Origin of the sequence: Amycolatopsis sp. FBCC-B4732, from assembly GCF_023008405.1 — a bacterium.
Lineage (GTDB): Bacteria > Actinomycetota > Actinomycetes > Mycobacteriales > Pseudonocardiaceae > Amycolatopsis > Amycolatopsis pretoriensis_A.
Window position 1 is genome coordinate 8711773 of sequence record NZ_CP095376.1, and the last position, 22899, is coordinate 8734671.

Here is a 22899-nt window from a genome sequence, read left to right on the forward strand (position 1 = left end):
GTTCCGGACGGAGCGGCCCTTTTTCGTCGGTGGAGGTCAGTACCTTCGGTGGCATGGTGCTGCATCAGGGGAAAACCGACCACCCGGACCGCGCGGGCGGGACGAACCCGCTGTACGCCGGGGCGAACCCGGCGCTGGCCGCGGGGTTCGTCATGCCGCACGACAAGCTGCGCGAGGACTCGCTGCCGCCGGACACGGCGCTGCAGCTGGTGCGCGACGAGCTGATGCTCGACGGCAACGCCCGGCTCAACCTCGCCACGTTCGTCACGACGTGGATGGAGCCGCAGGCGCGCGAGCTGATGGCCGAGTGCGTCGACAAGAACATGATCGACAAGGACGAGTACCCGCAGACGGCCGAGCTGGAGCGGCGCTGCGTGAACATCCTCGCCGACCTGTGGCACGCCCCCGACCCGACGGACGTCATGGGCTGCTCGACGACGGGGTCGTCGGAAGCGTGCATGCTCGCCGGGATGGCGTTGAAGCGGCGCTGGTCCCAGCTCGGGCGCACCGGGAAGCCGAACCTGGTGATGGGCGTGAACGTCCAGGTGTGCTGGGAAAAGTTCTGCGAGTACTGGGAGGTCGAGCCGCGGCTGGTGCCGATGGAGGGGGACCGGTACCACCTCTCGGCCGAGGAGGCCGTGGCGCGCTGCGACGAGAACACGATCGGCGTGGTGGCGATCCTCGGCTCGACGTTCGACGGCAGCTACGAGCCGGTCGCGGAGATCGCCGCGGCGCTGGACGCCCTGCAGGAGCGCGCCGGCTGGGACATCCCGATGCACGTCGACGGCGCTTCGGGGGCGATGATCGCGCCGTTCCTCGACCCCGGGCTGGAGTGGGACTTCCGGCTGCCGCGGGTGGCGTCGATCAACACGTCCGGTCACAAGTACGGGCTGGTGTACCCGGGCGTCGGCTGGGTGCTCTGGCGCGACCGGGCCGCGCTGCCGTCGGAGCTGGTGTTCAACGTCAACTACCTCGGTGGCGACATGCCGACGTTCGCGCTGAACTTCTCGCGCCCGGGCGCCGAGGTGGCGGCGCAGTACTACACGTTCGTCCGGCTCGGCCGGGACGGTTTCCGCGCGGTGCAGCAGGCATCGCGGGACGTGGCGACGCACCTGTCTTCGGGCGTCGAAGCGCTGGGTCCCTTCGAGCTGCTGACCCGCGGCGACCAGCTGCCGGTGTTCGCGTTCACGACCCGCGCGGACGCGGGGTTCGACGTCTTCGACGTGTCACGCCGCCTGCGCGAGCGGGGCTGGCTCGTGCCCGCGTACACGTTCCCGGAGAACCGGACGGACCTGGCGGTGCTGCGGATCGTCGTCCGCAACGGCTTCACGCACGACCTCGCGGACCTGCTGCTGGCCGACCTCGCGCGGGTCCTGCCGGAGCTGGCGAAGGAGGGCGGCCGCCCGAAGGATCCCGCCAAGGCGACCGCCTTCCACCACTAGTGCCAGGACTTGGCGCGGGCGTACTGGTCGGGCCAGCGCACGTCGGCGCCGAGAACGTTCGCCGCGCGGAGCGGCCAGTGCGGGTCGCGCAGCAGGGCGCGGGCGAGGAACACGACGTCGGCCTGGTCGTTCCCGACGATCTCCTCGGCCTGGTGCGGGTCGGTGATCATGCCGACCGCGCCGGTCGGGAGGCCGGCTTCGGAGCGGATGCGCCCGGCGAACGGAACCTGGTACCCGGGCCCGACGGGGATGTCCGGGTGCGGGGTGTTGCCGCCGGACGAGGTGTCGATGAGGTCGATCCCGCGCTCGGCCAGCAGCTTCGCGAGCCGGACGGACTCGTCGACGGTCCAGCCGCCCTCGGTCCAGTCGGTGGCGCTCAGCCGGGCGAAGAGGGGGAGACCGGTCGTCGCCCGCACGGCGTCGGCGATCTCGAGCGCCAGCCGGGTGCGCCCCTCGAAGTCGCCGCCGTAGCGGTCGGTGCGGGAGTTGGACAGCGGCGACAGGAACTGGTGCACGAGGTAGCCGTGGGCGAAGTGCAGCTCGAGCACGTCGAACCCGACGCCCGCCGCCCGGCGGGCCGCCTCGGCGAAGGCCTCGGGGAGCGCGGCAACCTCGTCGGTGGTCAGCTCGCGCGGGGTGGCGTACTCGCCGAAGGCCGTCGCGGACGGTCCGACGGTCGGCCAGCCCCCGTCCTCGGCGGGCACGCTGCCGGGCCCGTCCCACGGCCGCTTGGTCGAACCCTTCCGCCCGGCGTGGGCGAGCTGCATCCCGATGGCGGCGTCCTGCCCGTGCACGAACTCGACGATCCGGCGCCAGGCGTCGGCGTGCTGGTCGCTCCAGATGCCGGTGTCCTGCGGGCTGATCCGCCCTTCGGGGGTGACGGCGGTGGCTTCGGTCATGACGAGCCCCGCACCCCCGGCGGCGAACTGGCCGAGGTGCACGAGGTGCCAGTCACCGGGGAATCCCTCGGTGGCGGAGTACTGGCACATGGGAGAAACCCAGACCCGGTTCGGCAAGGTAAGTCCACGGACGGTGATCGGGCTGAAGAGTCGGCTCACACTTCGATCAACGACACGCGCCCGCGCTCTCTTCCCGAGTGGGCCCGCCGGTGACCCGCGCGACCCGAATCCGGCCCCGGTACGTGCCCGCCGTCTCTTCCCGTCGCCAAGGGCTCTACCGGCGAGTAACGTCGACCACATGGGTGTCGCTGCTGACGAACGCCAGGCCTTGAGCTCCCTCCTCCACGACCTCGGGCCCGACGCGCCCACGTTGTGCGAAGGCTGGACCACGCGGGATCTCGCCGCGCACCTCGTCGTGCGGGAACACCGCCCCGACGCCGCGCCCGGGATCATCGTTCCCGCGCTCGCCGGGCACACGCAAAAGGTGCAGGACCGCTACGCCGCCAAGCCCTGGGGCACCCTCGTCGACCAGGTGCGGAAGGGCCCGTCGAAGTTCTGGCCCACCGCCATCGGCCCCCTCGACGAGCTCACCAACACCGCCGAGTTCCTCGTCCACCACGAGGACGTCCGCCGCGCGCAGCCCGGCTGGGAACCGCGCCCGGCCGACGCCACCAGGGACGCCGCCGCGTGGAAGTCGGCCAAGCAGGCCGCCAAGCTCAACCTGCGCAAGGCGCCCGTGGGGGTCACCCTACGGACCCGCACCGGGCAGGAAGCCGCCGTCAAGACCGGGCCCGATCCCGTCGCCGTGATCGGCGACCCGATCGACCTGCTGCTCTTCGTGTTCGGCCGCGACGCCGTCCGCCTCGAGTTCGAAGGCGACGCGGCCGCCGTCACGAAGCTGCAGGGTGTGAACCGCGGACTCTGAGCGTCACCCAGCGGCCCACCGGCAGCGTGACCACGATCGCGGCCAGCACCAGGTGCACGGCCATGAACGCGACCGCGGCCGGCACGCTCGGCGGGCCGCCGAGGAACACGATCATGTGCGACGCCCACTTCAGCTCGGTCGGCTTCGTGCCCGCCGCCCAGACGTCGTTGAGCGCCCAGAACGTCAGGTCGTTCACGCCCGAGATGACCACCAGGATCGACGCGATCCCGACCTTCAGCACGTTCGCCGTCCGGCCGCCGCCGAGGCGGTACGCGAGCAGTGCGAACAGCACGATGAACGTCGTCACGAACAGCTCGAACTGGTACACCGGCTGGAAGTCCTGGTCGGGCGAGCGCGCGAACCCCTGCACCCGCATCACCAGCTCGGTGTCCAAATAGGACATGTACACGAACACGGCGAACACGATCAAGGCCGGCCCGAAGCGCCCGCGCGGGAACAGCGAAACCGTCAGCACCGCGAAGACGAACGGGCACAGCTTGAACGCCCAGTCGCCGACGTTGTCCAGCGTCTGGTCCGGCGGCAGCACCACCATGATCAGCAGCGCGGTGACCACCGCCGGCACGGCGGCGACCAGCCACAGCCACTGCCGCCGCCGGTACAGGGCGGCGACCAGGCCGGGCGATTCCAAGAGCGTCACAGTTCCTTCTCCACCCAGAACGGTCCGAGGGCCAGCGCGTCGACGTCGGTCTTCAGGTAGCACGCGATCGCGTCGGCCGGGCTGGCCACGATCGGCTCGTTGTTGTCGTTGAACGAGGTGTTGACGACCATCGGCACCCCGGTCAGCTTCTCGAACTCGCCGATCATCCGGTAGTACAGCGGGTTGTCGGTACGGCTCACAGTCTGCACCCGCGCGGTGCCGTCGACGTGCGTGATCGCCGGGACCTCGTCCCGCTTGTCCGGCAGGACGTCGAACACCAGCAGCATCACCGGGGACGGGTAGTCGCTGACGAAGTACTCGCCCGCCCGCTCCTCCAGGCACGAAGGTGCGAACGGCCGGAACGCCTCGCGGTGCTTCACCTTCTCGTTCATCCGCGTCTTGGACTCCGGGTCGCGAGGGTCGGCGACGAGCGAGCGGTTGCCCAGTGCCCGCGGCCCGCACTCCATCCGGCCCTGCACCCAGCCGACGATCTTGCCGTCGGCCACTTTCGCCGCGGTGTGCGCCGCGATGTCGTCGACGCGCTCGTACTCGACGCCGGCGTCCTGCAGCGCCAGCTCCATCTCGGCCTCGGTGTAGTCCGGCCCGGTGTAGGTGTAGCCGTCGCGCGGGCGCGGCTTGCCGTACTTGGCGACCGACACGTCGAGGGCCGCGCCGAGCGCGCACCCGTCGTCCGCCGCCGCGGGCTGGGCGAAGAAGTCCTCGAACGGCGTCTCCAGCAGGATCCGCCCGTTCATGACGCTGTTCAACGCGACCCCGCCGGCGACGCACAGCCGCTTCGAGCCCGTCTCGCGCTGCAGCCACCGCGCCAGGTGCAGGCCCGCTTCTTCGAGCGTCACCTGCAGGGCGTACGCGATGTCGCAGTAGTGCTGGGGAACGGGATTCTCGGCCGTGACGCGGGTTTTCGGCCGCGCGGGACCGAAGGCGTCGGTGAACTTCCGGGACATCACGTGCTTGCCGGTGCGGTGGTGGCCGAACCAGCTCAGGTCCAGCTCGAAGCCGCCGTCGTCGTCGAGGTGGATGAGCTGCTTGAACGCGTCGACGTAGGTGTCCTCGCCCAGCGGCGCGAGGCCCATGATCTTGCCTTCGTCGCGGGTCGGGTAGAAGCCGAGGTAGCCGGTGACGCCCGCGTACATCGCGCCGAGGGAGTGCGGGAACTTGATCCGCCGCAGGTCGACGATCTTGTTCCCGCGCCCGTGCGCGAGGTAGGTCGCCGTGCCGTCGCTGCCGATGCCGTCGAAGGTGAGCACCGCCGACTCGTCCCACGGCGAGATGAAGTAGCCGCTGGCCGCGTGCGCGCGGTGGTGGTCGACGAGGTGGGTCTTGAACTTCGTCGGCCCGGTCCAGCCGGCGGCCTCCTTGACGTCGTTCGCCAGCGTGTAGGACCGCTTGATGTGCGCGAGGACCGCGCCGCCGACGTGGTAGTCGTCGTGTCCCTTGCCACCGCCGGTGAGGAAGGTGTCGACCATGCCCGCGGACTTGCCGCCCTCGTCGCCGTTGGTGTTGCGGAAGACGTCCAGGGTGCCGGGGAAGTACCGCGCGAACACCTTGGCCGCGTGGATGCCTTCCTTCCAGCGCTGCCAGTAGTAGGCCACGTGGTCGACGTCGGCGAGCGTGATCCCGGCCCGCTCCAGGCAGAACTTGATGGCCTCGGCGGGGAAGCCGCCGTCGTGCTTCACGCGGGTGAAGCGCTCCTCCTCGGCGAACGCGATGATCTCGCCGTCGCGCACGAGTGCCGCCGCCGAGTCGTGCACCCGGCTGATGCCCAGTACGTACATGATTTCTCCCAGTGGTTCAGAATCGGCGGACCAGGCGCCGCAGGACTGCCGCCTTCACCGCGAGCGCGAAGACGAGTGCGGCGAACCCGCCGACCGGCCCGAGGACGGGGACGAGCAGTGCCGCCGCGGCGGCGGTGGCGACGAGCGAGACGACGGCGGTGCCGGACGTCAGCGTCAGCACCTTGCTGTTGGTGTTTTCGATGAGGAAGCCCGCGTACAGCCCGGTCGCGTACAGCGCGGTCTCGACGAGCACGAGCAGCCCGAGGACGACGTACGCGTCCTCGGCCGTGAGCGAGGCGCGGGTCCCGGGGATGGCGAGACCCGCGCCGAGCAGGACGACCACCGCGATCCCGGCGCGTTCGACCAGCCGCAGCAGCGCGACCGCCCGCGCCCGCCCGGCCGCCGCGCCCGTGCCGCGCATCCGCCGCGACGCCGCCGGCTGGTGCAGCTTGAGCTGGTAGTACAGCAGCGAGCAGAACGCGCTCGACACCAGCAGCGCCAGGTAGAACGGGCCGCTGTCGGTGGTCCGGCCGGACAGCGCGAGCACCGCGAACACGACCGACGTCGAGATGACGTCGAGCAGCTCGGTCAGGCCGAGCAGGACGGTGCTGCGGCCGAACGCGGGCAGCAGCCGGTGCCCCGGCACCCGGCCCCCGCGCAGCCACGGCCGGGGCAGCAGGGCGACCGAAGCGCCGAGGATGACGAGGATCCCGCCCAGCAGCAACGCCAGGTGCGTCTCGGGTGGCCAGCCCACCGCCCACGTCACGCACGTCACGACGCCGACCACGACCGAGCCGGCGGCGAACGCCAAGGCGTCCAAAGTGGACTTGTCGCGCAGCCGGTGCAGGCCGGACACCGTCATCAGCAGCCCGCCGGAGATCGACCAGGCCGCCGCCGTCAGGTACAGCGCCGCGTCCGACCGCGGGGCCACCACCAGCGCGACGGCGGTCGCGGCCAGCACGGCCAGCACCGGCACCGCGGCCAGCCGGACCGCGAGCGCCGCGACGGCGTCCCGGGTCCGGTGCAGCCGCGGCAGGCTCTTCAACGCCGACTTCTCCGCCGCGGCCGGCACGAAGTTCAGCCAGGTCATCAGGCCGAGCGCGTTCGCGAAACGCCCGTAGTCGCGGGCGCCCCACGCCGTGATCAGGACCAGCCCCATCACCTGCACCGAAAGCCGGAACACGCCCCGGCCGGCGAGCAGGCGCAGCACCACCGCCGGCCGCGGCGGCGCCACGGCCGGGGCGGTGCTGACCGAGGGAGGACCCGTCACGGCAGGGGTACCGCCATGTCCTGGTCGCTCAGCAGGAACTTCAGCGTGCCGCGCACGGCGTTCTCCGCGGACAGCAGTTCCGGCACCGACCCGGCCGTGAGCACGACGTACCCGAGCTTGTGCCCGGCCTGCTCGTAGGGCCGGACGAACGAGCCCTCGTCGGCGAACAGGTGCAGGCCGACCAGCCCGGGCAGCGCGCGCACGTCCGCGACACCGTCCACCCGGGACAGGTGACCGCCGCGGTCGGACGCCAGGATGTGCACCAGCGTCGGCTTCGGCTGGTGCAGGTCCAGCCGCACCTCGTCGCCGGTGGCGGCGGCGATCCCGGCGCCGATCAGGTCGGCGCCGTGGCAGTGCGCGATCGCTTCCGCCAGCCCGTTGCCGCCCATCCGGGCGCCCATCTCGATGAGGTAGAGCCGCCCGTCCCGGCCGAGCACGGCGTCGAGCGTCAGCGGTCCCGTCCGGTAGCCGAGCTCGGTGCAGATCTGGTCGAGGGCTTCGATCAGGCTCAGCTCGACGTCGGCGGGCAGCTCGGCGGGCAGCAGGTGCGACGACGTCACGAAGAACGGCGGCGGCGTGAGCACCCGCTCGGTCACGGCGTGGAAGACGATTCGCCCGTCGACGACCAGCGCCTCGATGGTGAAGTGCGAGCCGTCGAGGTGCTCCTCCACGACCAGGCGGCCGGACGGCGAGAACGCGAGCGACTCGGTGAACGCCCTGGTCAGCCGGCCCGGACCCGGGCAGGAGACGACCCCGCGGCTGCCCGAAGAGTCGACCGGCTTGACCAGCGTCGGGAAGCGCAGCTGCTGGGCGGCGTGGATGAGCTCCGGCCCCGGGCGGCCGTCGACGCTGCGGTAGCTCGGCAGGCCCAGGTGGTCGCACAGCGCGCGGAACACCGACTTGTCCGTCGACGCGGCCACCGCGTACTGCGGCAGCGGGTCCGGCATGCCCCAGTGGCGGGTCAGCCACGCCAGCGCCGGCAGGCCGACGTCGCTGGCCGGGCAGAGCACCCCCGCGAGGTCGCGGCGGCCCTCCAGCGCCGCCGCGATCTGCTCCGGTGCGCGCACGCTGACCTGCAGGAACTCGTCCGCGTACGCCACTGCCGGTGCGCCCGGCCGGACGTCGACGCAGATCGTGCGGAACCCCAGCTCCCGCGCCCGCTCGTAGGTGCTGACCGAACCGTCCGCGCCCCCCAGGATCACCAGGGTTCTCGCGGGGTCCTTCTTCGAACTCGTCACGCCGAAACGCCTTTCCCCAGGTGCACATCGATGAGCCGGGGACCCGCCGGGTCCGCCGGGGTGAAGAGCCGGTCCTCGGCGTCGACGACGACGTTCGCTTCCCGGATGTAGAACTGCCGCGGCCTCGGCTGGCCCGCGCCGACCACGACGAGGTAGCGCACGGTCAGCGACGCCACCAGCAGCAGCACCGCGAGCAGCGCGAACAGCAGCGTGGCCGTGACCCCCGCGCCGAGCAGGCCGAACGCCGCCGCGCCGCCGGCGAGCACCGCGATCCCCGCGGCCAGCAACGCCGTCGCGGACGCCGCGGTCGTGAGCCGCCGGGTGAACCCGACGAAGAGTTCGATGGCGTGCGATGCCAGGAACCCGAAGCCCACTTTGGACTCGCCGCGCTCGCGGGCCCGGTGCGCGACCTGGACGCAGGTGTACCGGCTGGTCAGCCGGGGGACCGTGGCCAGGAAGTACGGCGTGCCGAGCCGCAGGTCGACGATCTTGCGGGCCAGTTCCGCGCGGACCAGCCGAAACGCCGTGGCGCCCGGCGGGATCTCGATCCGCAGGACGCGCCGGCCGAGGAAGTGGAACGCGGCGGTGCCCCACCGTCGCAGCCGCGGGTCCTGGCGGTTGGTGCGGACGCCGAAGACCGCGTCGTTGCCCAGCTCCGCCGCCGCGACGAGCTTCTCCGCTTCGGCGGCGGGGAACTGCTGGTCGGCGTCGACGTGCAGGATCCACGGTTGCGCCGCGTAGCGGTAGCCCGCCGAGAATGCGGCTTCGAAACCGAAGTTCCGAGAAAAGGACAAATACCGCACGCGCGGGTCGGCGGCCGCGAGTGCGCGGATCTTGTCCAGTGTTCCGTCGACGCTCCCGTCATCGACGTAAAACAATTCCAGTGAGTAGTGGCCTAGTTCGTTGGTTATTTCCCGATAGGACGGTTCGACGTTCTCGACTTCGTTGAAGCACGGAATGACTACGGTGAGTCCACTGTGGGCCGGCCCCGGGAAAGGGGTCGTCATCTGTGCTGCTCAGGTACGTGTGTCGAATTCGTGTCCGCGCGGTCACCGACAGTGCGAATGGTGATCATGAATCCCCCAGCCGGATCCGATAAGGCCGCTTGCCGATTGCGGTGTGGCGGGAGTTATAAGCAGACGGATCGGTGAACGGCGACGGTACTTCGGCGAATTCCTCCGTTCAGACCCAGACCAAAGTAGTAACCCATCCGGCATTCGGGGTGACCTGGCGGCCAAGTCCTTCCCCGCGGGCCGGTCGGTGGCGCAGACTCCCCGGCCATGTGGAATCTGGGGGCGGGGGTCGTGTGGCGCGCTGCCTACGCGCGGGCGGTGCGCTCGGCGTTCGCGACGGTGCCGTTCTACCGCGAGCGCTGGGCGCTCGACGGCCGGGAGGACCCGGTCGTGGTGCCCGGGCGCACCGGGACGAACGGCGGCGCGGTACCCCTCGCGGAAGCGGTGCACAAACTGGTCGACCTCGTCCCGCTCGCCGGCGGCGCCCGGCGGCCCGAGCCGGCGCGCGGGCTCGGGCGGGTGCTGCGGACGGCTCGCCGGCCGGACCCCGGCAGCCTGGTCGTGGTGCTCGGACCCGACGACCTGCGGCCGCCGTCGGACCTGCCGAAGGGGGTGCGGGGCTGCGTCGCCGATCCGGACGCGCCGAGCGCCTCGGTGCTGCGCGAAGTCGCGGCCGTGCTGGACCGCGGGCGCCGCGTGCTCGCCGTCGGTGACGACAAGGCGATCGCGGCGTTCGCCGAGGACCACCGCGTCGAGGCCGTGCCGCACCGCGAACTCGATTCGCTGGACGCCGGCCCGTACGGCGTGCTGCACGACCCGGTGCTCGGGTACCTCGGCGCCTTGGGCGACTGCGGGCGGTGGCACCTCGACTGGCCGCACGTCTACGCGCGCCCGACCGCCGCCGGGCTCGCGTTCACGTTGCTGCGCCAGGCTTCCCCGCGGTTCGTCGACGTCGTCCCGGCCGGCGGGGTGCGCGGCGAGATCGCGTTCTGCCCCCGGCACGGCACCCCGGTCGTCCTGGCATGAGGTTCACGTTCCACGACCCCCGCGCCGACCCGGCGCCCGCGGGGTGGGCGGAGTTTTCGCGGGCCGCCCGGCTGCACCCGGTGTGGGACTACGGCGTGATGGGTCTCGAAGCCTGGGGTGCCCGCAACCCGCAGCTGCTGGTCGTCGCGGCCGACGGCGACGCGCTCGTCGCCGCGGTGTCCGTGCTGGTCTGCCGTCCCCGGCTGGCCCCGCGGTTCGCGCCGCGGCCCGGGAAGCGCTTGCTGCGGCCGTTCTGGGCCGAGGTCTGCCAGCCGTGGCTCAGCGGCTACCCCGGGATCGCGTTCGCGCCCGGGGTGCGCGACCACGCGGCGCTGGTGCGGGAGTTCGAGCGGGAGCTGGGCCGCCACCTCGGGCCGGGCCTGCTCGGTGTCGTCCACCGCGCGCTCGGCGAGGAGCTCGCCACCGGCCTCGCCGGCCGCGGCCGGCTCGTCAAGCGCGTGGATCCGGTGGCGGTGCTGGAGAACCGGTTCGAGTCCGAGGAGGACTGGATCGCGTCGCTGTCGAAGTCGCGGCGGGCGGGGCTGCGGCGGCAGCGGCGCCGGCTCGCCGAAGACCCGTCGCTGGTGATCCGCGGCGGCGCGGGGCGCACCGACCTCGACGGCGCCGAGCTGGCCGGGTTGATCCAGGCGCACCGCGAGCGGTACGGGCGGCTGGCGCTGGACACCCGCACGCCGCCGTCGGCGGGGTTCCTCGACCGGTTCGTCCGGCGGCCGGACGTGCACACCCTGACTTACACCGGCACCGGCGGGCAGCTGCTCGCCGTACAGACCATGCTCGACCACCCGGACACCCCCGTCCTGCAGCACTGGGCGGCGCTGCCGCCGGCCGCGGGCGGGAAGAAGTGGCTGTACTTCGACTCCTACGTGCGCGCGGTGCGCTTCACCGCGAAGCGCGGCGCCCGGGAGCTGTCCGCGGGGCGCGGCATGATCGAGCTGAAGCAGGAGCTGGGGTTCCGGCCCCGGCCGGTCTACACGGCCGCCGTGCCGAGGCCGGTGCTGGGCCGGTGAAGACCGTGACCGCGGTGTCGCGGGTGGACGTCCACGACCCCCGCACCGATCCGCCGCCGGAGGGCTGGGCCGCGTTCCGGGCCCGGTGCCTGCCGCCGGTGTGGGACTACGAGCTGCTGCGCCGCGAGGCGTGGCTGGCGAAGAACCCGCCGGTGCTCGCCGTCGTCCGCCAGGGCTCGCTCGTCGTCGGCGCGTTGTCGGTGATGGTGTGCCGGGGCTGGGGCGCCGGCAAGTTCGGCCCGCTCTCCGGTGGCCGGTTCCGGCCGCGCTGGGCCGAGGTCTACCTCCCGCTGCTGAGCGGCTATCCGGCGTGCGTCTTCGACGACGACTTCACCGACCGGCGCACCGCGATCCGCCAGTTCGAACGCGCATTGCGTGAGTACGTCGGCCCCGGCCTGCTCGGCGTCGTCTACCGGGCGATGAACCCGGAGCTGGTGCCCGCGCTGGCGGGCCGGGCCCGGATCAGCCGCGAGATCGACCCGGCCGCCGTGCTCGTCAACCGCTATTCCACTGTGGACGAATGGGCGGCGGCGCTCGCGCCGGACGTCCGCGGGTACCTGGACCCGGACGTCGCCACCGAAGCGGCGGCCGGGCGCACCGACCTCGATCCGCACGAGCTGGCCGTGCTGCTCAATGCCCACCGCGCGCGGCAGGACGACCGCGCGTGGGCCGGCGGCCAGCGTTCCCGCGTCGGCGGGCTGCACCTGGACACCCGCAGCCCGATCGCGCCGGCCTACCTCGACGCGCTCGTCCGGCGTCCGGACGTCGTGACCCGGACCTACCGGGCCGCGGACGGCAAGTTGCTCGGCTTCAACACGATGATCGACCAGGACCGCGGGTGCGCGGTCCACCACTGGGCCGCGCTGCCGAGCGCGGAAGGCGGCCGGAAGGGTCTCTATGTCGACTGCTACGCCCGCTGCGTGGCCCACATGATCGCCTCAGGACGGCCGGAGCTGACCGCCGGCCGCGCGATGCTGCCGGAGAAGGAGGCGCTGGGCTTCGGCACGCGAAGCCTCTTCTCGGTGGCGGTCCCGAGGCCGGTGCTGGGCCGATGACCTGGACCGTCCGGGTGCTCGACCCGCGCACCGATCCCGAACCCGCCGGCTGGGCCGCGTTCCTCGAAGCCCAGCAAGCCCCGCTGACCTGGGACTACGGCTTGCTGTGCACGGAGTCGCGGCCGTCGCGCAGCCCGTACCTGCTCACCGTCGTCAGCGACGGCGACGAGCTCGTCGCCGCGGTGCTCGCGATGGTCTGCCACCCCGGCGGCGCGGCCGAGCCCGGCGCGGTCGGCGGTGTCGCGCGGTGGACGCCGCGCTGGCTGGAGGTCCAGCACGCCTGGCTGTCGTGCTACCCGGCGTGGCTGTTCGCCGAAGCGCTCGACGCCGCCGCGTGCCGCGAAATCCTGCGCCGGTTCGAACGCGCCGCCTGCCGGCGCACCGGGCCGGGCTGCCTCGGCGTGGTCTACCGCGCGGCCACCCCGGACACCGCCGGGCTGGTGGCCGGGCGCGGCCGGCTCGTCCGGGGGATCCAGCCGGCCCTGGTACTGGAAAACACCTTCGGCGACCTCGACGACTGGCTCGCGTCGCTGAGCCGCAACCGCCGCTCGAGCCTGCGCGGCCAGATCCGCAAGATCGCCGCCGACCCCGGGGTGGTCGTCCGCGAGGGCACCGCGCGCGACGACCTCGACCCCGAGGAGCTGGCGGCGATGCTGCGGGCGCACCGCGCGACCAAGGGGCCGGTGAAGTTCGACCAGCGCGGCCCGGTCACCGCCGAGTACCTCGGCGAGCTGGTCCGCCGCCCCGACGTCGTCACCACGACCTACCACGACGCCGAGGGCCGCCTGCTCGCCTTCACCGACCTGCTCGACCACCCGGTGATGCCCCTGCACCAGCACTGGGCCGCGCTGCCGCCCGGTGGCGGCCGGCCGAAACACCTCTACTTCGACGTCGTCGTGCGGGGAGTGCGGCACATGATCGAGAACAACCGGAAGTTCCTGTCGCTGGGCCGCGGGGTCACCGATCTCAAGGCCTCGCTGGGGTTCAGCCCGAGCCCGATGACCGGCGTGGTCGTGCCGAGGCCGGTGACGCGGTGGTGATCGACGTGCTCGACCCGCGCCACGACGCGGAACCGGCGTACTGGGCGGCGTTGCGCGAGCGGGCCGGCCTGCGCGCGGACTGGAGCTGGGCGGTGCTCGCGACCCAGGCCTGGGCCGCGCGGACCCCGCAACCGGTGACGGTGCTGCGCGAGGGCGGCGAGCCGACCGGGGTGGTCAGCGCCGCGTGGGTCACCGGCCGGACGCGGCGGCACCGGTTCGCCGGCACCGGCCGGGGCCGGGTCGGCGGCCTCGACGTCCGCGGGCCCGGCGCGGGTTCGCAGCCGGGCTGGTGGTTCGCCGACGCGGGCGGCGACGGCGGCGTCACGCGCCTGCTCGAGACGTACGTCCCGGCCATGCGGGCCGAACTCGGCCGCGGCCTGCGCGGGCTGCTGGTGCGGCAGGTCGGCGAACCGGGTGTACCCGCCGTCGACGGCCGGTTCCGGCTGGTGCGCCGGACCGAGGACATCGCGGTGCTCGACGTCGCCGCGTTCGGCTCGCGCGACGACTGGATGAACTCCCTGGCCCGCAAGCGGAAGCAGAACCTGCGCAAGATCTTCCGGACCTTCGACGCCGACCCGTCGGTCGAGGTGCGGTTCGTGCCGGGGAAGGACGCCGACCCGGTCGCCGTCGCCGAGGTGCTGCGGCACAACGAGCGCAAGCACCACGACGTGCCGATCGTGCCGTTGCCGCACTTCACCGGCTACTTGGCGGCGCTGCTGCGGCAACCCGACGTCTCGGTGATCTCCTACCACGACACCCGGACCGGGCGGCTGATCGCGCTGGCGACGCTGCTCGACCACCCGGACCTGCCGATCGCCCGGCACTGGGGCGCCCTGCCGCCCTCGGACGGCGGCCGGCCGAACCTGTACTTCCACTTCTACGGCGAGGCGGTGCGCTGGGCGATCGCGAACGGGCGCGCGTCGGTGGTGTTCGGCAAGAAGATGACGGAGATGAAGGCGACCCTCGGCGCGCGGCTCGTCCCGCAGTTCGCGGCGGCCGTCCCGGTCTGGTGTTAGCTTCCCGCCATGCCCATGATCAGCGTTTCCCTGTTCCCCGGCCGCACGCCCGCCCAGAAGAGCGCGTTGGTCCGCGAACTGACCGACGCCTTCGTCCGCACGTGCGGCGGCAAGCCCGAAGGCGTCCAGGTGACGCTGGTGGAGATCGGCGCCGACCACTGGGCCACCGGCGGCGTCCTGCACTCCGAACGCTGAAGCCGCACTTTCACGTGAAAGTGCGGCCTTGGCCCCCGCACTTTCACGTGAAAGTGCGGGGGTTGGGGTCAGCGCAGGTTGAGGGCTCGCAGGGCGAAGTGGACCTCGATCGACGTTTGCTTGATCGTCTCCGCGATCACCAGCGAGCCGTGGCCCGCGTCGTAGCGGTAGAACTCGTGGTGCAGGTCGCGGCCGCCGAGCCGGTTCAGGTAGTTCTCGATCTGGCGGATCGGGCACCGCGGGTCGTTGTCGCCGGCCAGCACGAGCACCGGCGCGGTGACGGCGTCGACGTAGGTGAGCGGCGAGCACTCCCGGTACACCGCCGGCACGTCCTCCGGCGAACCGCCGAACAGCGCGCGGTCGAACGAGCGCAGCTGCTCCATCTCGTCTTCGTACGCGGCGACGTAGTCCGCCACCGGGACCCCGGCGACACCCGCCGCCCACCGCGCCGGCTGCGTGCCGAGTGCGAGCAGGGACAGGTAACCGCCCCAGGAAGCGCCGTTGACGACGCACTTGGCCGGGTCGCTGAGTCCACTTTGGACAGCCCAGTCGTGCACCGAAGCGACGTCTTCCAGCTCGGTCAGCCCCGGCCGGCCTTCGATGGCGTCGCGCCAGGCCGAGCCGTAGCCGGTCGAGCCGCGGTAGTTGACCTCGACCACGGCGAACCCGGCGTCGAGCCAGGTCGCGCGGTAGGCCGAGAAGCGGTCCTCGTCCGCCGCGTGCGGGCCGCCGTGCAGGGAGAACACCGTGGGCAGCGGGCCGTCGGCCGCGTTCGAAGGCCGCGAGACCAGCGCGTGGATCCGGCCGCCGACGCCTTCGACGAACGCGTCGGTCACCGGCTCCGACCCCGGCGCCCGGTCGCCCGGCGGCTCCAGCAGGATCGCGTCGGCGCCGTCGGTGGTCCGCGAGCGCACGGCGCTGGGCTCGGCCGCGCTCGACCACGAGTACTCGACCGTGCCGTCCGGGCGGACGCCCGCGCCGCCGATCCGGCCGGCCGGGGTGTCCACAGAGGACAATTCGGCGGTGTCGAGGTCGTAGCGGTACAAGGAACTGCGGCCCTCGTGGAAGTGCACGACCAGCAGGGCGCGCGCGTCCGGGTACCAGCCCGCGACGACCTCGCCGGGCAGGTCCAGCTCGAGCTCGGTCTCGGTGTCCGCGCGGACGTCCCAGACGAGCAGTTCTTCGCGGCCACGGCGTTCGTGCAGGACGAGCAGCCGCTGGTCGCCGGGCAGCGGCGAGAACTCCAGCGCGGACAGGCCCTTGCCTTCGCCGTCCCACTTCTCGGCGACCACGCCGAAGCCGTCGGTGGCGAGCACCCGCAGCGCGGGGTGGCGCGAATCGCCGTGCTCGGAGTGCGAAATCGCGATCAGGCTCTCGTCGCGGGAGAGCGAGGAGATGCCGGCGTCGTCCGCGTGGCTGTAGAAGCGGTGCGTTTCGCCGCCGACCCGGGCGAACAGCTCGCTGCCGTCGTCGGTCGAGACGCCGACCGCGACGAGCTTCGCGCCGATCTCGAGCCCGGCCGGGTAGCCGTCGTGGACGTCCGGGACACCCTTCTCCGGCTTGCTGCCCTCGGTCGCGGCGAACGGCTCGCGCACCCACGAGCCGAACTCGTCGCCGTCGGTGTCGTCGAACCACCAGATCCACTCGCCGTCCGGGGACGGCGTCGCGTGCAGGGTGCCGTTGGGCCGGTCGGTGACGCGGCGGTGCTCGCCCGTCGCGCGGTTCCAGGCGTAGACCTCCCAGACGCCACTGGAATTGGACACGTAGATGTTGGCGTCGGGCGCGTCGCGGGCCCAGTCGGGCGTGGAGATGCGCGGCGCGTGGAAGCGGGCGCGCCAGCGGTTCTCGGCTTCGGCGTCGTCGAACAGCCGGTCCGGGACCACCGCGGGCGGATATTGGTTCGCTGACTGCGTGCTCACCCCTCGATCCTGCCACCTTCTGGCCGTACTGTGTGCGGGGTGCTGGAGGGTTACGCGCCGGGCTACGGGCGAGACGCGGTTTCGATGATGTCCGCGCGCACGGCTGCCGAGCGCGCGGCGTTCGCCCAGCCCCTGTTCGCCCCGGGCACGTGGGTGGTCGACCTCGGCTGCGGCCCGGGCTCGATCACGCTCGGCCTGGCGGCGGAGTCCCGCGTCACGGGGGTGGACCTCGACGCCGGTCAGGTCGAGCTCGCCCGGGCCGCCGCCCGCCGCGCCGGAAGGTCCACAGTGGACTACCTGGTGGCGTCGGCGTACGACCTGCCGTTCGCTGACGCGAGTGTGGACGTGGCTTTCTCGCACGCCTTGTTCGAGCACTTGGCCGCTCCGCTGGACGCGCTCGCGGAACTGCGTCGCGTGCTTCGCCCCGGCGGTCGCCTGGCGCTGTCCACTTCGGACTGGAGCAAGGCGCGCCTGCGCCCGAAGACGGCGAACGTCGACGCGGCCCTGCGTGGGCACTACCTGCTGCGCCGCCAGGCGGGCGGCAACCCGTTCGCGGGCCGGGTGATCGCCGAGCAGTGCGCGTCGGCGGGGTTCACGGAGATCGTGTCGAGAGCCCGCTACCGCTCGGACATGAGCTACCGGGACCTGGCGAAGTACGTGGAGTCCCGGTTGGAAGCGGCGCTCGAGGGGGAGGGCCGCGACCGCGACCAGCTGGCGAGCGCGGCGCGTTCGGCGTCGGTGTGGACCCGCGGCGGGGACGGCGACTTCAGCCAGTGCTGGGTCGAAGTGACGGCGACCCGCTGAAACCAGAAGAGCCGGTGTCCGAAGACACCGGCTCTTACTCGTCGGGGTGGCGGGATTCGAACCCACGACCTCCTCGACCCGAACGAGGCACGCTACCAAGCTGCGCCACACCCCGAGGTACTGCTTAACGGGTCGTGGAGAAGTCTAGCGGACGGTGTTTCGGGCTTTCCGCGGGGCCAGCTTTCGGGGCTTCGCGGGCTCCGATCCACGCGGGACCAGCGTCAACAGGCTCGCTTCCGGCGGGCAGGCGAACCGGGCCGGCGCCCACGGCGACGTCCCCAGGCCGGCCGAGACGTGCAGCCACATCTGCGCGCCCCACCGCGAAGCACCCCGCGCGCGACTGCGATCCAGGTCACAGTTGGTGACGATGGCACCGTAACCCGGGAGCCGCAGCTGGCCGCCGTGGGTGTGGCCCGCCAGCACGAGGTCGTAACCGTCCGTGGCGAACGTGTCGAGGACCCGCGGCTCCGGCGAGTGCGTCACGCCGATGCGGACGGCGGCGGTGCGGTCGGCCGGGCCAGCGATGTCGGGGTAGCGGTCGCGGCGCAGGTGCGGGTCGTCGACGCCGGCCGCGAACACGGCCTGCCCGCCGACGTCGACGGTGCGGCGGACGTGCGTCAGGTCGGTCCAGCCGTGCTCGACGAAGGCCGCGCGCAGGTCGCGCCAGGGCAGCTGGACGCCGTGGATGCGCTTCTTCTTACCCCGCGGCATCAGGTACCGGGCCGGGTTCTTCGGCTTGGGCGCGTAGTAGTCGTTGCTCCCGAAGACGAACACCCCCGGCCGGTCGAGCAGCGGGCCCAGCGCGCGCAGCACGGACGGCACGGCCGTCCGGTGCGACAGGTTGTCCCCGGTGTTGACGACGAGGTCGGGGTTCAGCTCGTCGAGCGCGGCGACCCAGCGCTGCTTGCTGCGGTGGCCCGGCAGCATGTGCAGGTCCGAGACGTGCAGGACGGTGAACGGCCGCGAGCCCGGCGCGAGCACCGGGAGCTCGGCGGTGCGCAGGGTCCAGTGGCGCCGTTCGATGCCGACGGCGTAACCGAGGGTCGCGACGCCGAGCGCCACCGTCCCCGCGGCGAGGCGCTTCGCGGTCGCCCCCGACGTGCTTGTGTTACTGAGCGTGCTCACGGGCTCCAGGATACGTGCTCAACGGTTGGATGAACTCGCCGCCGTTCTGGGGAACCTGCCGATTAGCATCTGCGTCGGCCCGTACAAGGGTGACCAGCCGGGGGGTTGGGGAGAACGATGGAGCAGTTCGGGCCGTACAAGATCGAAGGCCTGCTCGGCCGAGGGGGAATGGGCGAGGTCCACCGCGCCTACGACACCGCGCACGACCGCGTGGTCGCGCTGAAGCTGCTGTCCGGTCCGAACGCGGGCGACGAAGCCTTCCGCGCGCGGTTCCGGCGCGAGTCGCAGATCGTGGCGCGGCTGCGGGAGCCGCACGTCATCCCGATCCACGCCTACGGCGAGATCGACGGCCGCCTCTACCTCGACATGCGCCTGGTCGAAGGCAAGGACCTCAAGGAACTGCTCGAGGACGGGCCGCTCACGCCCGAGCGGGCCGCCGGGATCGTCGAGCAGGTCGCGGGCGCGCTCGACGCCGCCCACGAAGACGGCCTGGTGCACCGGGACGTCAAGCCGTCCAACGTGCTCGTGACGAGCGCCGATTTCGTGTACCTCGTGGACTTCGGCATCGCGCGGTCGATGACCGCCGAGGGCACGTCGATCACCGGCACCGGCAACGTGATCGGCACGCTCGACTACATGGCGCCCGAACGCTTCGGCGACGCCCCGATCACCGGCCTGGTCGACGTCTACGCGCTCGCGTGCGTGTTCTTCGAGTGCGTCACCGGCCGCCGGCCGTTCTTGGGCGAGGGCGCGGCCGCGCAGATGGGCGCGCACCTGACCGCGCCGCCGCCAGTGCCGTCACAGGTGCGCCCGGGCCTGCCGGCCGCGCTGGACGCCGTGGTGGCGCACGGGATGGCGAAGGAGCCGGCCGCCCGCTACCCGACGGCGAAGGCGTTCGCCGACGCCGTCCGCGCGGCGGTGACCGCGCCGGCGCCGCCGGCCCCGACGTGGCAGAAGACCCTGCCGGGCCCGGTCGGTCCGGTGGGCCCGATGGCCGTGCCGGGTCCGCCGACCCCGCCGCGGCCCACGCTGGCCGCGCCGCCGCCGACGTTCTCCGGCCCGCTGAACCCGCCGTCCGGGCCGGTCCCGATGGCCGCCCCGGTGACCGGGCCGTACGCCGGCCCGCCGACCGGTCCCCACCCGGGCCCGCCGACCGGCCCGCAGCCCGTCCGGTTCACCGGCCCGGCGGGCAAGGTCGGCCCGGCCGCGCCGCCGAAGTCGCAGCGGAACCGCTGGATCGCGTTGTGCGCCGCGCTGGCCGGCGTCGTAGTGGTCGCACTGGTGATCACCTACGTCGTGACCAACGGCGACAAGGGGAACACGGCGAGCCCCGGCCCGATCACCCCGAAGACCGTCGTCTCGACGCCACCGCCCTCGCCCTCGCCGACGCCGGAGAAGAGCCCGGAGACCGCACCGTCCACTTCGGAATCGAAGAGCGCGCCCGACACCAAGCTGTTCGACGCGCTCCCCGCGGTCTACAAGGGGTACACGTGCGTGCCCGCGGCGGCGCCGGCCGGCACGGCAGCGGCGGCGGAGTGCACGGACTCGAACGTCGGCGACGTCAAGATCGGCAACGTGGTGTTCCAGCAGCCGACCGGGGCGAAGTTCGTGCGCTTCCCGGACGCGGCGGCGATGGACGCGTTCTTCCAGGACATCGTGAAGACCCAGGGACTCACCCGCGACGACGCTCACGGCGCGTGCCGGCCGGACACGCACCCGAAGATCTGGGGCACGTACTACCGCGCGGAGGTCCCGAACCCGGTCCCGGGCGAGTTCCTGACCTGCTTCCTCGGCGACCCGGCGCAGCTGGTGTGGACGGAGAAGAAGACCCTCGTGGCGGGGATCCTGCTCTCCACCAAGGTGACCGACAACGACGAGCTGGACAAGCTCTACCAGTGGTGGAACACGGAAGTCCTGTCGGAGATGCCCAAGAACTGAAGAGGGCCCGCGGTTCCCCGCGGGCCCTTCTCCTCGTCCTGGCTACCGGCCGCCGCCCATGTACTTCGGGTCCGGTGGCGGTAGCTCCATCCTCGGCTGGCTCGCGTCCATGATGTTCTTCATCGCGCCGAACCAGGTGCGGGCCGGGGCCTTGCCGCCGAAGATGTTCCCGCCGCCGCCGCAGACCCGGACGTTGCCCGGGCCGGCGTCGCAGATGCCGCCCTGCCCGCCGCCGAACTTGAACGTCATCGCCGCGCCCGCCAGCTGCGGGGTACCGCCGACGAACGCCGCCGAGACGTTGCCCTGCGTCGTGCCGGTCTTGCCGATGATCGGGCGGTCCCAGCCGACGTCGGCGGCGGCCTTGGCCGACGTGCCGCCCGGCTGGTCGTCCTTGCTCATGCCCACGGCGAGGGTGTTCGCCAAGCCCTCGGGCACGGCCTGCTCGCACGGTGCTTCCTTGACCGGCACCGGCTTGCCGTTGCGGTCGGTCACCCCGGCGATCGGGGTCGGCGGGCACCAGACCCCGCCGGAGAGGATCGTCGCGGCGACGTTGCCCATCTCCAGGCCGCTCACCGGGCTGAACCCGAGCGTGAACGCGCCCAAGCCCGGACCGTTCGGCGTGGGGCCGTACGCCTCCGCCTGGCTCTGGCTCTTGCCCTTGACGTTCGGGTCGACCGGGCCGCCGCCGGTGTTGCTCGCCATCGTCTCGCGCAGGCCGAGCCGCTTCGCCATGTCGATGGCGGGACCGGTGCTGCCGAGCTGGTCCTCCAGCGCCACGAACGTGGTGTTCGGGGAGGTCGCCAGCGCCGTCTGGAGGGTCGCGTTGGCGCCCACCCGGCTGTAGTCGCCCGCGTTGCCGACGCAGTACCAGTACGTGGCCGGTTTCCCGGTCGGCGTGGTGCTGCAGCCGCCCTTGCCGGTCGTGAACACGCGCGAGGTGTAGGAGTCCGGCATGTCGACCGGCGAGTAGATCCCCGCGATGCCCTTGTCGAGGACGGCCGCCGACGTGAAGATCTTGAACGTCGACCCGGCGCCACCGGTGTTGTAGACACCCGCGGGCAGCGCGTACGTCGTCTGGCCGGCGTCCTGGTCCTGGCCGTAGTCGCGGTTCGCGGCCAGCGCGACCACCTCGTGCCGGTTCTTGCCCGGTCTGATCAGCGACAGCGTGTTCGCGACGTATTTCTGGGTCTTGTCGACCTGCGCCTCGGCCGAGACCTTCGCCTCGTGGTTCGCGCGCTCGTCCAGCGTGCTCTTGATCGTGTAGCCGCCGGTGTAGAGCTGGTCCTTCGTCATCCCGGACTTGAGCAGGTAGTCCTCGACGTACTGGCAGAAGAAGCCGGACTCCGGGCCCGCGCCGATGCAGTTGGCCGGCGGCTTCGCCGGGAAGTCCGGCACGACGCCCAGCGGCTCGCCCTTGAAGCGGTCGGCGTCGGTCTTCGCCAGCTTCTTGTTCTCCACCATGCGGTCGAGGACGAGGTTGCGGCGCGCGGTCGCCTTGTCCGCGTGCTTCCACGGGTCGTTGTTGATCGGGTTGTTCACCAGCCCGGCCAGCAGCGCGGCCTGCGGCACGGTCAGCTTCTCCGGCGTGGTGTTGAAGTACGCGTGCGCGGCGGCGCCGATGCCGTAGATCTGCCGGGAGAACTCGACGATGTTGAGGTAGCCCGCGAGGATCTGCTGCTTGGAAAGCTTCGTCTCGAGCTGGATCGCGATCCGCGCTTCCTTGAGCTTGCGGGCGATCGACTGCTCCTGGGCCTTCTTCTGGCCGACCGGGTCGTTCCGGTAGACGACGTTGATCAGGTAGTTCTTCGTGTACTGCTGGGTCAGCGTCGACGCGCCCTGCGTGTCCGCGCCGGTGGTGTTGCTGACGGCCGCGCGCAGGGTGCCCTGCCAGTCGACGCCGTGGTGGTCGTAGAACCGCTTGTCCTCGACGGAGACCAGGGCCCACTTCATGGCCTCGTTGATCTGGTCCGGCGTGATCGGCAGCCGGTACTGGTCGTAGAGGGTCGCGATCGGCTTGCCGGTGCTGTCGGTGACGGTCGTCACCAGCGGCGGCGGGATGTCGGCGAGGTCCGACGAAGTCTTCTCCACCGTCTCGCTGGCCTGGTTGGACATGACACCGGCGGCCCCCACGACCGGGAAGAGCATGCCGGCGACGAGCACCCCGGCGAGCAGGCAGAGGCCGATGAGCTTGAACAAACCGTCCGCTTTTCGCACGAGGGCCAGGCTACCCGGAACGACTCAGGCGACGGTGACGCCCTGTCTCCGCAAGTGTGAAATCAGTGACAAAACCGACCCCCTTCGGTGACTTCTGGTAACGGAAGGCATTCTAGGTCTCGACGGGGGGAACCGAGGGCCCCTACAGTCCGTCAACGTCTCACGAAGAAAAGCCGTCGGATGGATCAACGCGAGTGGGAGCTCGCCTGCTCCGTTCGGCGGCACCGGCACCGGGGAGGTGCCCGGGTAACCGACGTGAGCTGAGGGAGACACGCTCGCGGGGGCAAGGAGCGCAGTG

General features: G+C 72.1%; 19 protein-coding genes and 1 tRNA gene. 10 read left to right on the top strand and 10 right to left on the bottom strand.

The genetic code is table 11. The features are described from left to right. Positions 1-53: 53 nt before the first annotated feature. The gene (locus tag MUY14_RS39370) at positions 54-1442 is read left to right on the top strand and encodes a glutamate decarboxylase (protein WP_247017233.1); all 1389 of its coding nucleotides are present in this window, start codon (positions 54-56) and stop codon (positions 1440-1442) included. On the opposite strand, the gene MUY14_RS39375 is transcribed toward MUY14_RS39370, so the two are convergent. After that, positions 1439-2500: an NADH:flavin oxidoreductase/NADH oxidase gene (locus MUY14_RS39375; RefSeq protein WP_396126618.1), complete on the bottom strand. Its 1062-nt coding sequence runs from the start codon at positions 2498-2500 to the stop codon at positions 1439-1441. The two genes, MUY14_RS39370 and MUY14_RS39375, sit on opposite strands and share 4 nt — an antisense overlap. A gap of 139 nt (positions 2501-2639) precedes the next feature. Here MUY14_RS39375 and MUY14_RS39380 point away from each other — a divergent pair, with 139 nt between their 5' ends. Then, positions 2640-3266, top strand: a complete 627-nt coding sequence (locus MUY14_RS39380) for a TIGR03085 family metal-binding protein (RefSeq protein ID WP_247017237.1) — start codon at positions 2640-2642, stop codon at positions 3264-3266. On the opposite strand, the gene MUY14_RS39385 is transcribed toward MUY14_RS39380, so the two are convergent. The 5 genes from MUY14_RS39385 to MUY14_RS39405 are packed head-to-tail and all read right to left on the bottom strand — an operon-like array spanning position 3232 to position 9235. Continuing rightward, positions 3232-3924 carry a hypothetical protein gene (locus tag MUY14_RS39385; protein WP_247017240.1) on the bottom strand — a complete coding sequence of 231 codons (693 nt, stop codon included), beginning with the start codon at positions 3922-3924 and terminating at the stop codon, positions 3232-3234. The two genes, MUY14_RS39380 and MUY14_RS39385, sit on opposite strands and share 35 nt — an antisense overlap. Continuing rightward, positions 3921-5720, bottom strand: coding sequence for a carbamoyltransferase C-terminal domain-containing protein (locus MUY14_RS39390; RefSeq protein WP_247017241.1), 1800 nt, complete (start codon positions 5718-5720; stop codon positions 3921-3923). Before MUY14_RS39390 ends, MUY14_RS39385 begins: the two co-directional genes overlap by 4 nt. A 16-nt stretch (positions 5721-5736) precedes the next feature. Continuing rightward, complete coding sequence (locus MUY14_RS39395) at positions 5737-6990, bottom strand: hypothetical protein (protein WP_247017244.1); 1254 nt, start codon at positions 6988-6990, stop codon at positions 5737-5739. Then, a complete protein-coding gene (locus MUY14_RS39400; RefSeq protein ID WP_247017246.1) occupies positions 6987-8228 on the bottom strand; it encodes an ATP-grasp domain-containing protein in 1242 nt (413 codons plus the stop codon). The genes MUY14_RS39395 and MUY14_RS39400 overlap by 4 nt, the downstream gene beginning before the upstream one ends. Further along, entirely contained in the window at positions 8225-9235 is a 1011-nt protein-coding gene (locus MUY14_RS39405; protein WP_247017248.1) for a glycosyltransferase family 2 protein, read from the bottom strand. Before MUY14_RS39405 ends, MUY14_RS39400 begins: the two co-directional genes overlap by 4 nt. Positions 9236-9559: 324 nt before the next feature. Here MUY14_RS39405 and MUY14_RS39410 point away from each other — a divergent pair, with 324 nt between their 5' ends. From MUY14_RS39410 to MUY14_RS39435, 6 genes are read left to right on the top strand one after another with little or no spacing between them, the layout of a single operon-like run. Beyond that, the gene (locus MUY14_RS39410) at positions 9560-10267 is read left to right on the top strand and encodes a hypothetical protein (protein WP_247025464.1); all 708 of its coding nucleotides are present in this window, start codon (positions 9560-9562) and stop codon (positions 10265-10267) included. Then, positions 10264-11295, top strand: coding sequence for a GNAT family N-acetyltransferase (locus MUY14_RS39415; RefSeq protein WP_247017250.1), 1032 nt, complete (start codon positions 10264-10266; stop codon positions 11293-11295). The genes MUY14_RS39410 and MUY14_RS39415 overlap by 4 nt, the downstream gene beginning before the upstream one ends. A 23-nt stretch (positions 11296-11318) precedes the next feature. After that, complete coding sequence (locus MUY14_RS39420; protein ID WP_396126878.1) at positions 11319-12350, top strand: hypothetical protein; 1032 nt, start codon at positions 11319-11321, stop codon at positions 12348-12350. After that, on the top strand, positions 12347-13390 hold the full coding sequence (locus MUY14_RS39425; protein ID WP_247017255.1) for a GNAT family N-acetyltransferase: 1044 nt from the start codon (positions 12347-12349) through the stop codon (positions 13388-13390). The genes MUY14_RS39420 and MUY14_RS39425 overlap by 4 nt, the downstream gene beginning before the upstream one ends. Beyond that, the gene (locus tag MUY14_RS39430; RefSeq protein ID WP_247017257.1) at positions 13384-14406 is read left to right on the top strand and encodes a GNAT family N-acetyltransferase; all 1023 of its coding nucleotides are present in this window, start codon (positions 13384-13386) and stop codon (positions 14404-14406) included. The genes MUY14_RS39425 and MUY14_RS39430 overlap by 7 nt, the downstream gene beginning before the upstream one ends. Before the next feature lie 9 nt (positions 14407-14415). Further along, positions 14416-14601 carry a tautomerase family protein gene (locus MUY14_RS39435; protein ID WP_247017259.1) on the top strand — a complete coding sequence of 62 codons (186 nt, stop codon included), beginning with the start codon at positions 14416-14418 and terminating at the stop codon, positions 14599-14601. Between the two features lie 68 nt (positions 14602-14669). On the opposite strand, the gene MUY14_RS39440 is transcribed toward MUY14_RS39435, so the two are convergent. Next, positions 14670-16520 (bottom strand): prolyl oligopeptidase family serine peptidase, encoded by a 1851-nt coding sequence (locus tag MUY14_RS39440; RefSeq protein ID WP_247017261.1) that lies wholly within the window; start codon positions 16518-16520, stop codon positions 14670-14672. A gap of 39 nt (positions 16521-16559) precedes the next feature. Here MUY14_RS39440 and MUY14_RS39445 point away from each other — a divergent pair, with 39 nt between their 5' ends. Continuing rightward, positions 16560-17324 (top strand): class I SAM-dependent methyltransferase, encoded by a 765-nt coding sequence (locus MUY14_RS39445; RefSeq protein WP_247017263.1) that lies wholly within the window; start codon positions 16560-16562, stop codon positions 17322-17324. Between the two features lie 41 nt (positions 17325-17365). Here the strand turns inward: MUY14_RS39445 and MUY14_RS39450 are convergent. Beyond that, positions 17366-17439, bottom strand: a tRNA-Pro gene (locus MUY14_RS39450). A gap of 29 nt (positions 17440-17468) precedes the next feature. After that, complete coding sequence (locus MUY14_RS39455; RefSeq protein WP_247017265.1) at positions 17469-18449, bottom strand: metallophosphoesterase; 981 nt, start codon at positions 18447-18449, stop codon at positions 17469-17471. A 117-nt stretch (positions 18450-18566) separates the two neighbouring features. Between MUY14_RS39455 and MUY14_RS39460 the strand changes: the two genes are divergently transcribed. Beyond that, positions 18567-20387, top strand: coding sequence for a serine/threonine-protein kinase (locus MUY14_RS39460; protein WP_247017267.1), 1821 nt, complete (start codon positions 18567-18569; stop codon positions 20385-20387). A 42-nt stretch (positions 20388-20429) separates the two neighbouring features. Here the strand turns inward: MUY14_RS39460 and MUY14_RS39465 are convergent, their stop codons facing one another. Next, a complete protein-coding gene (locus MUY14_RS39465) occupies positions 20430-22601 on the bottom strand; it encodes a transglycosylase domain-containing protein (protein WP_247017269.1) in 2172 nt (723 codons plus the stop codon). Positions 22602-22899 lie beyond the last annotated feature (298 nt).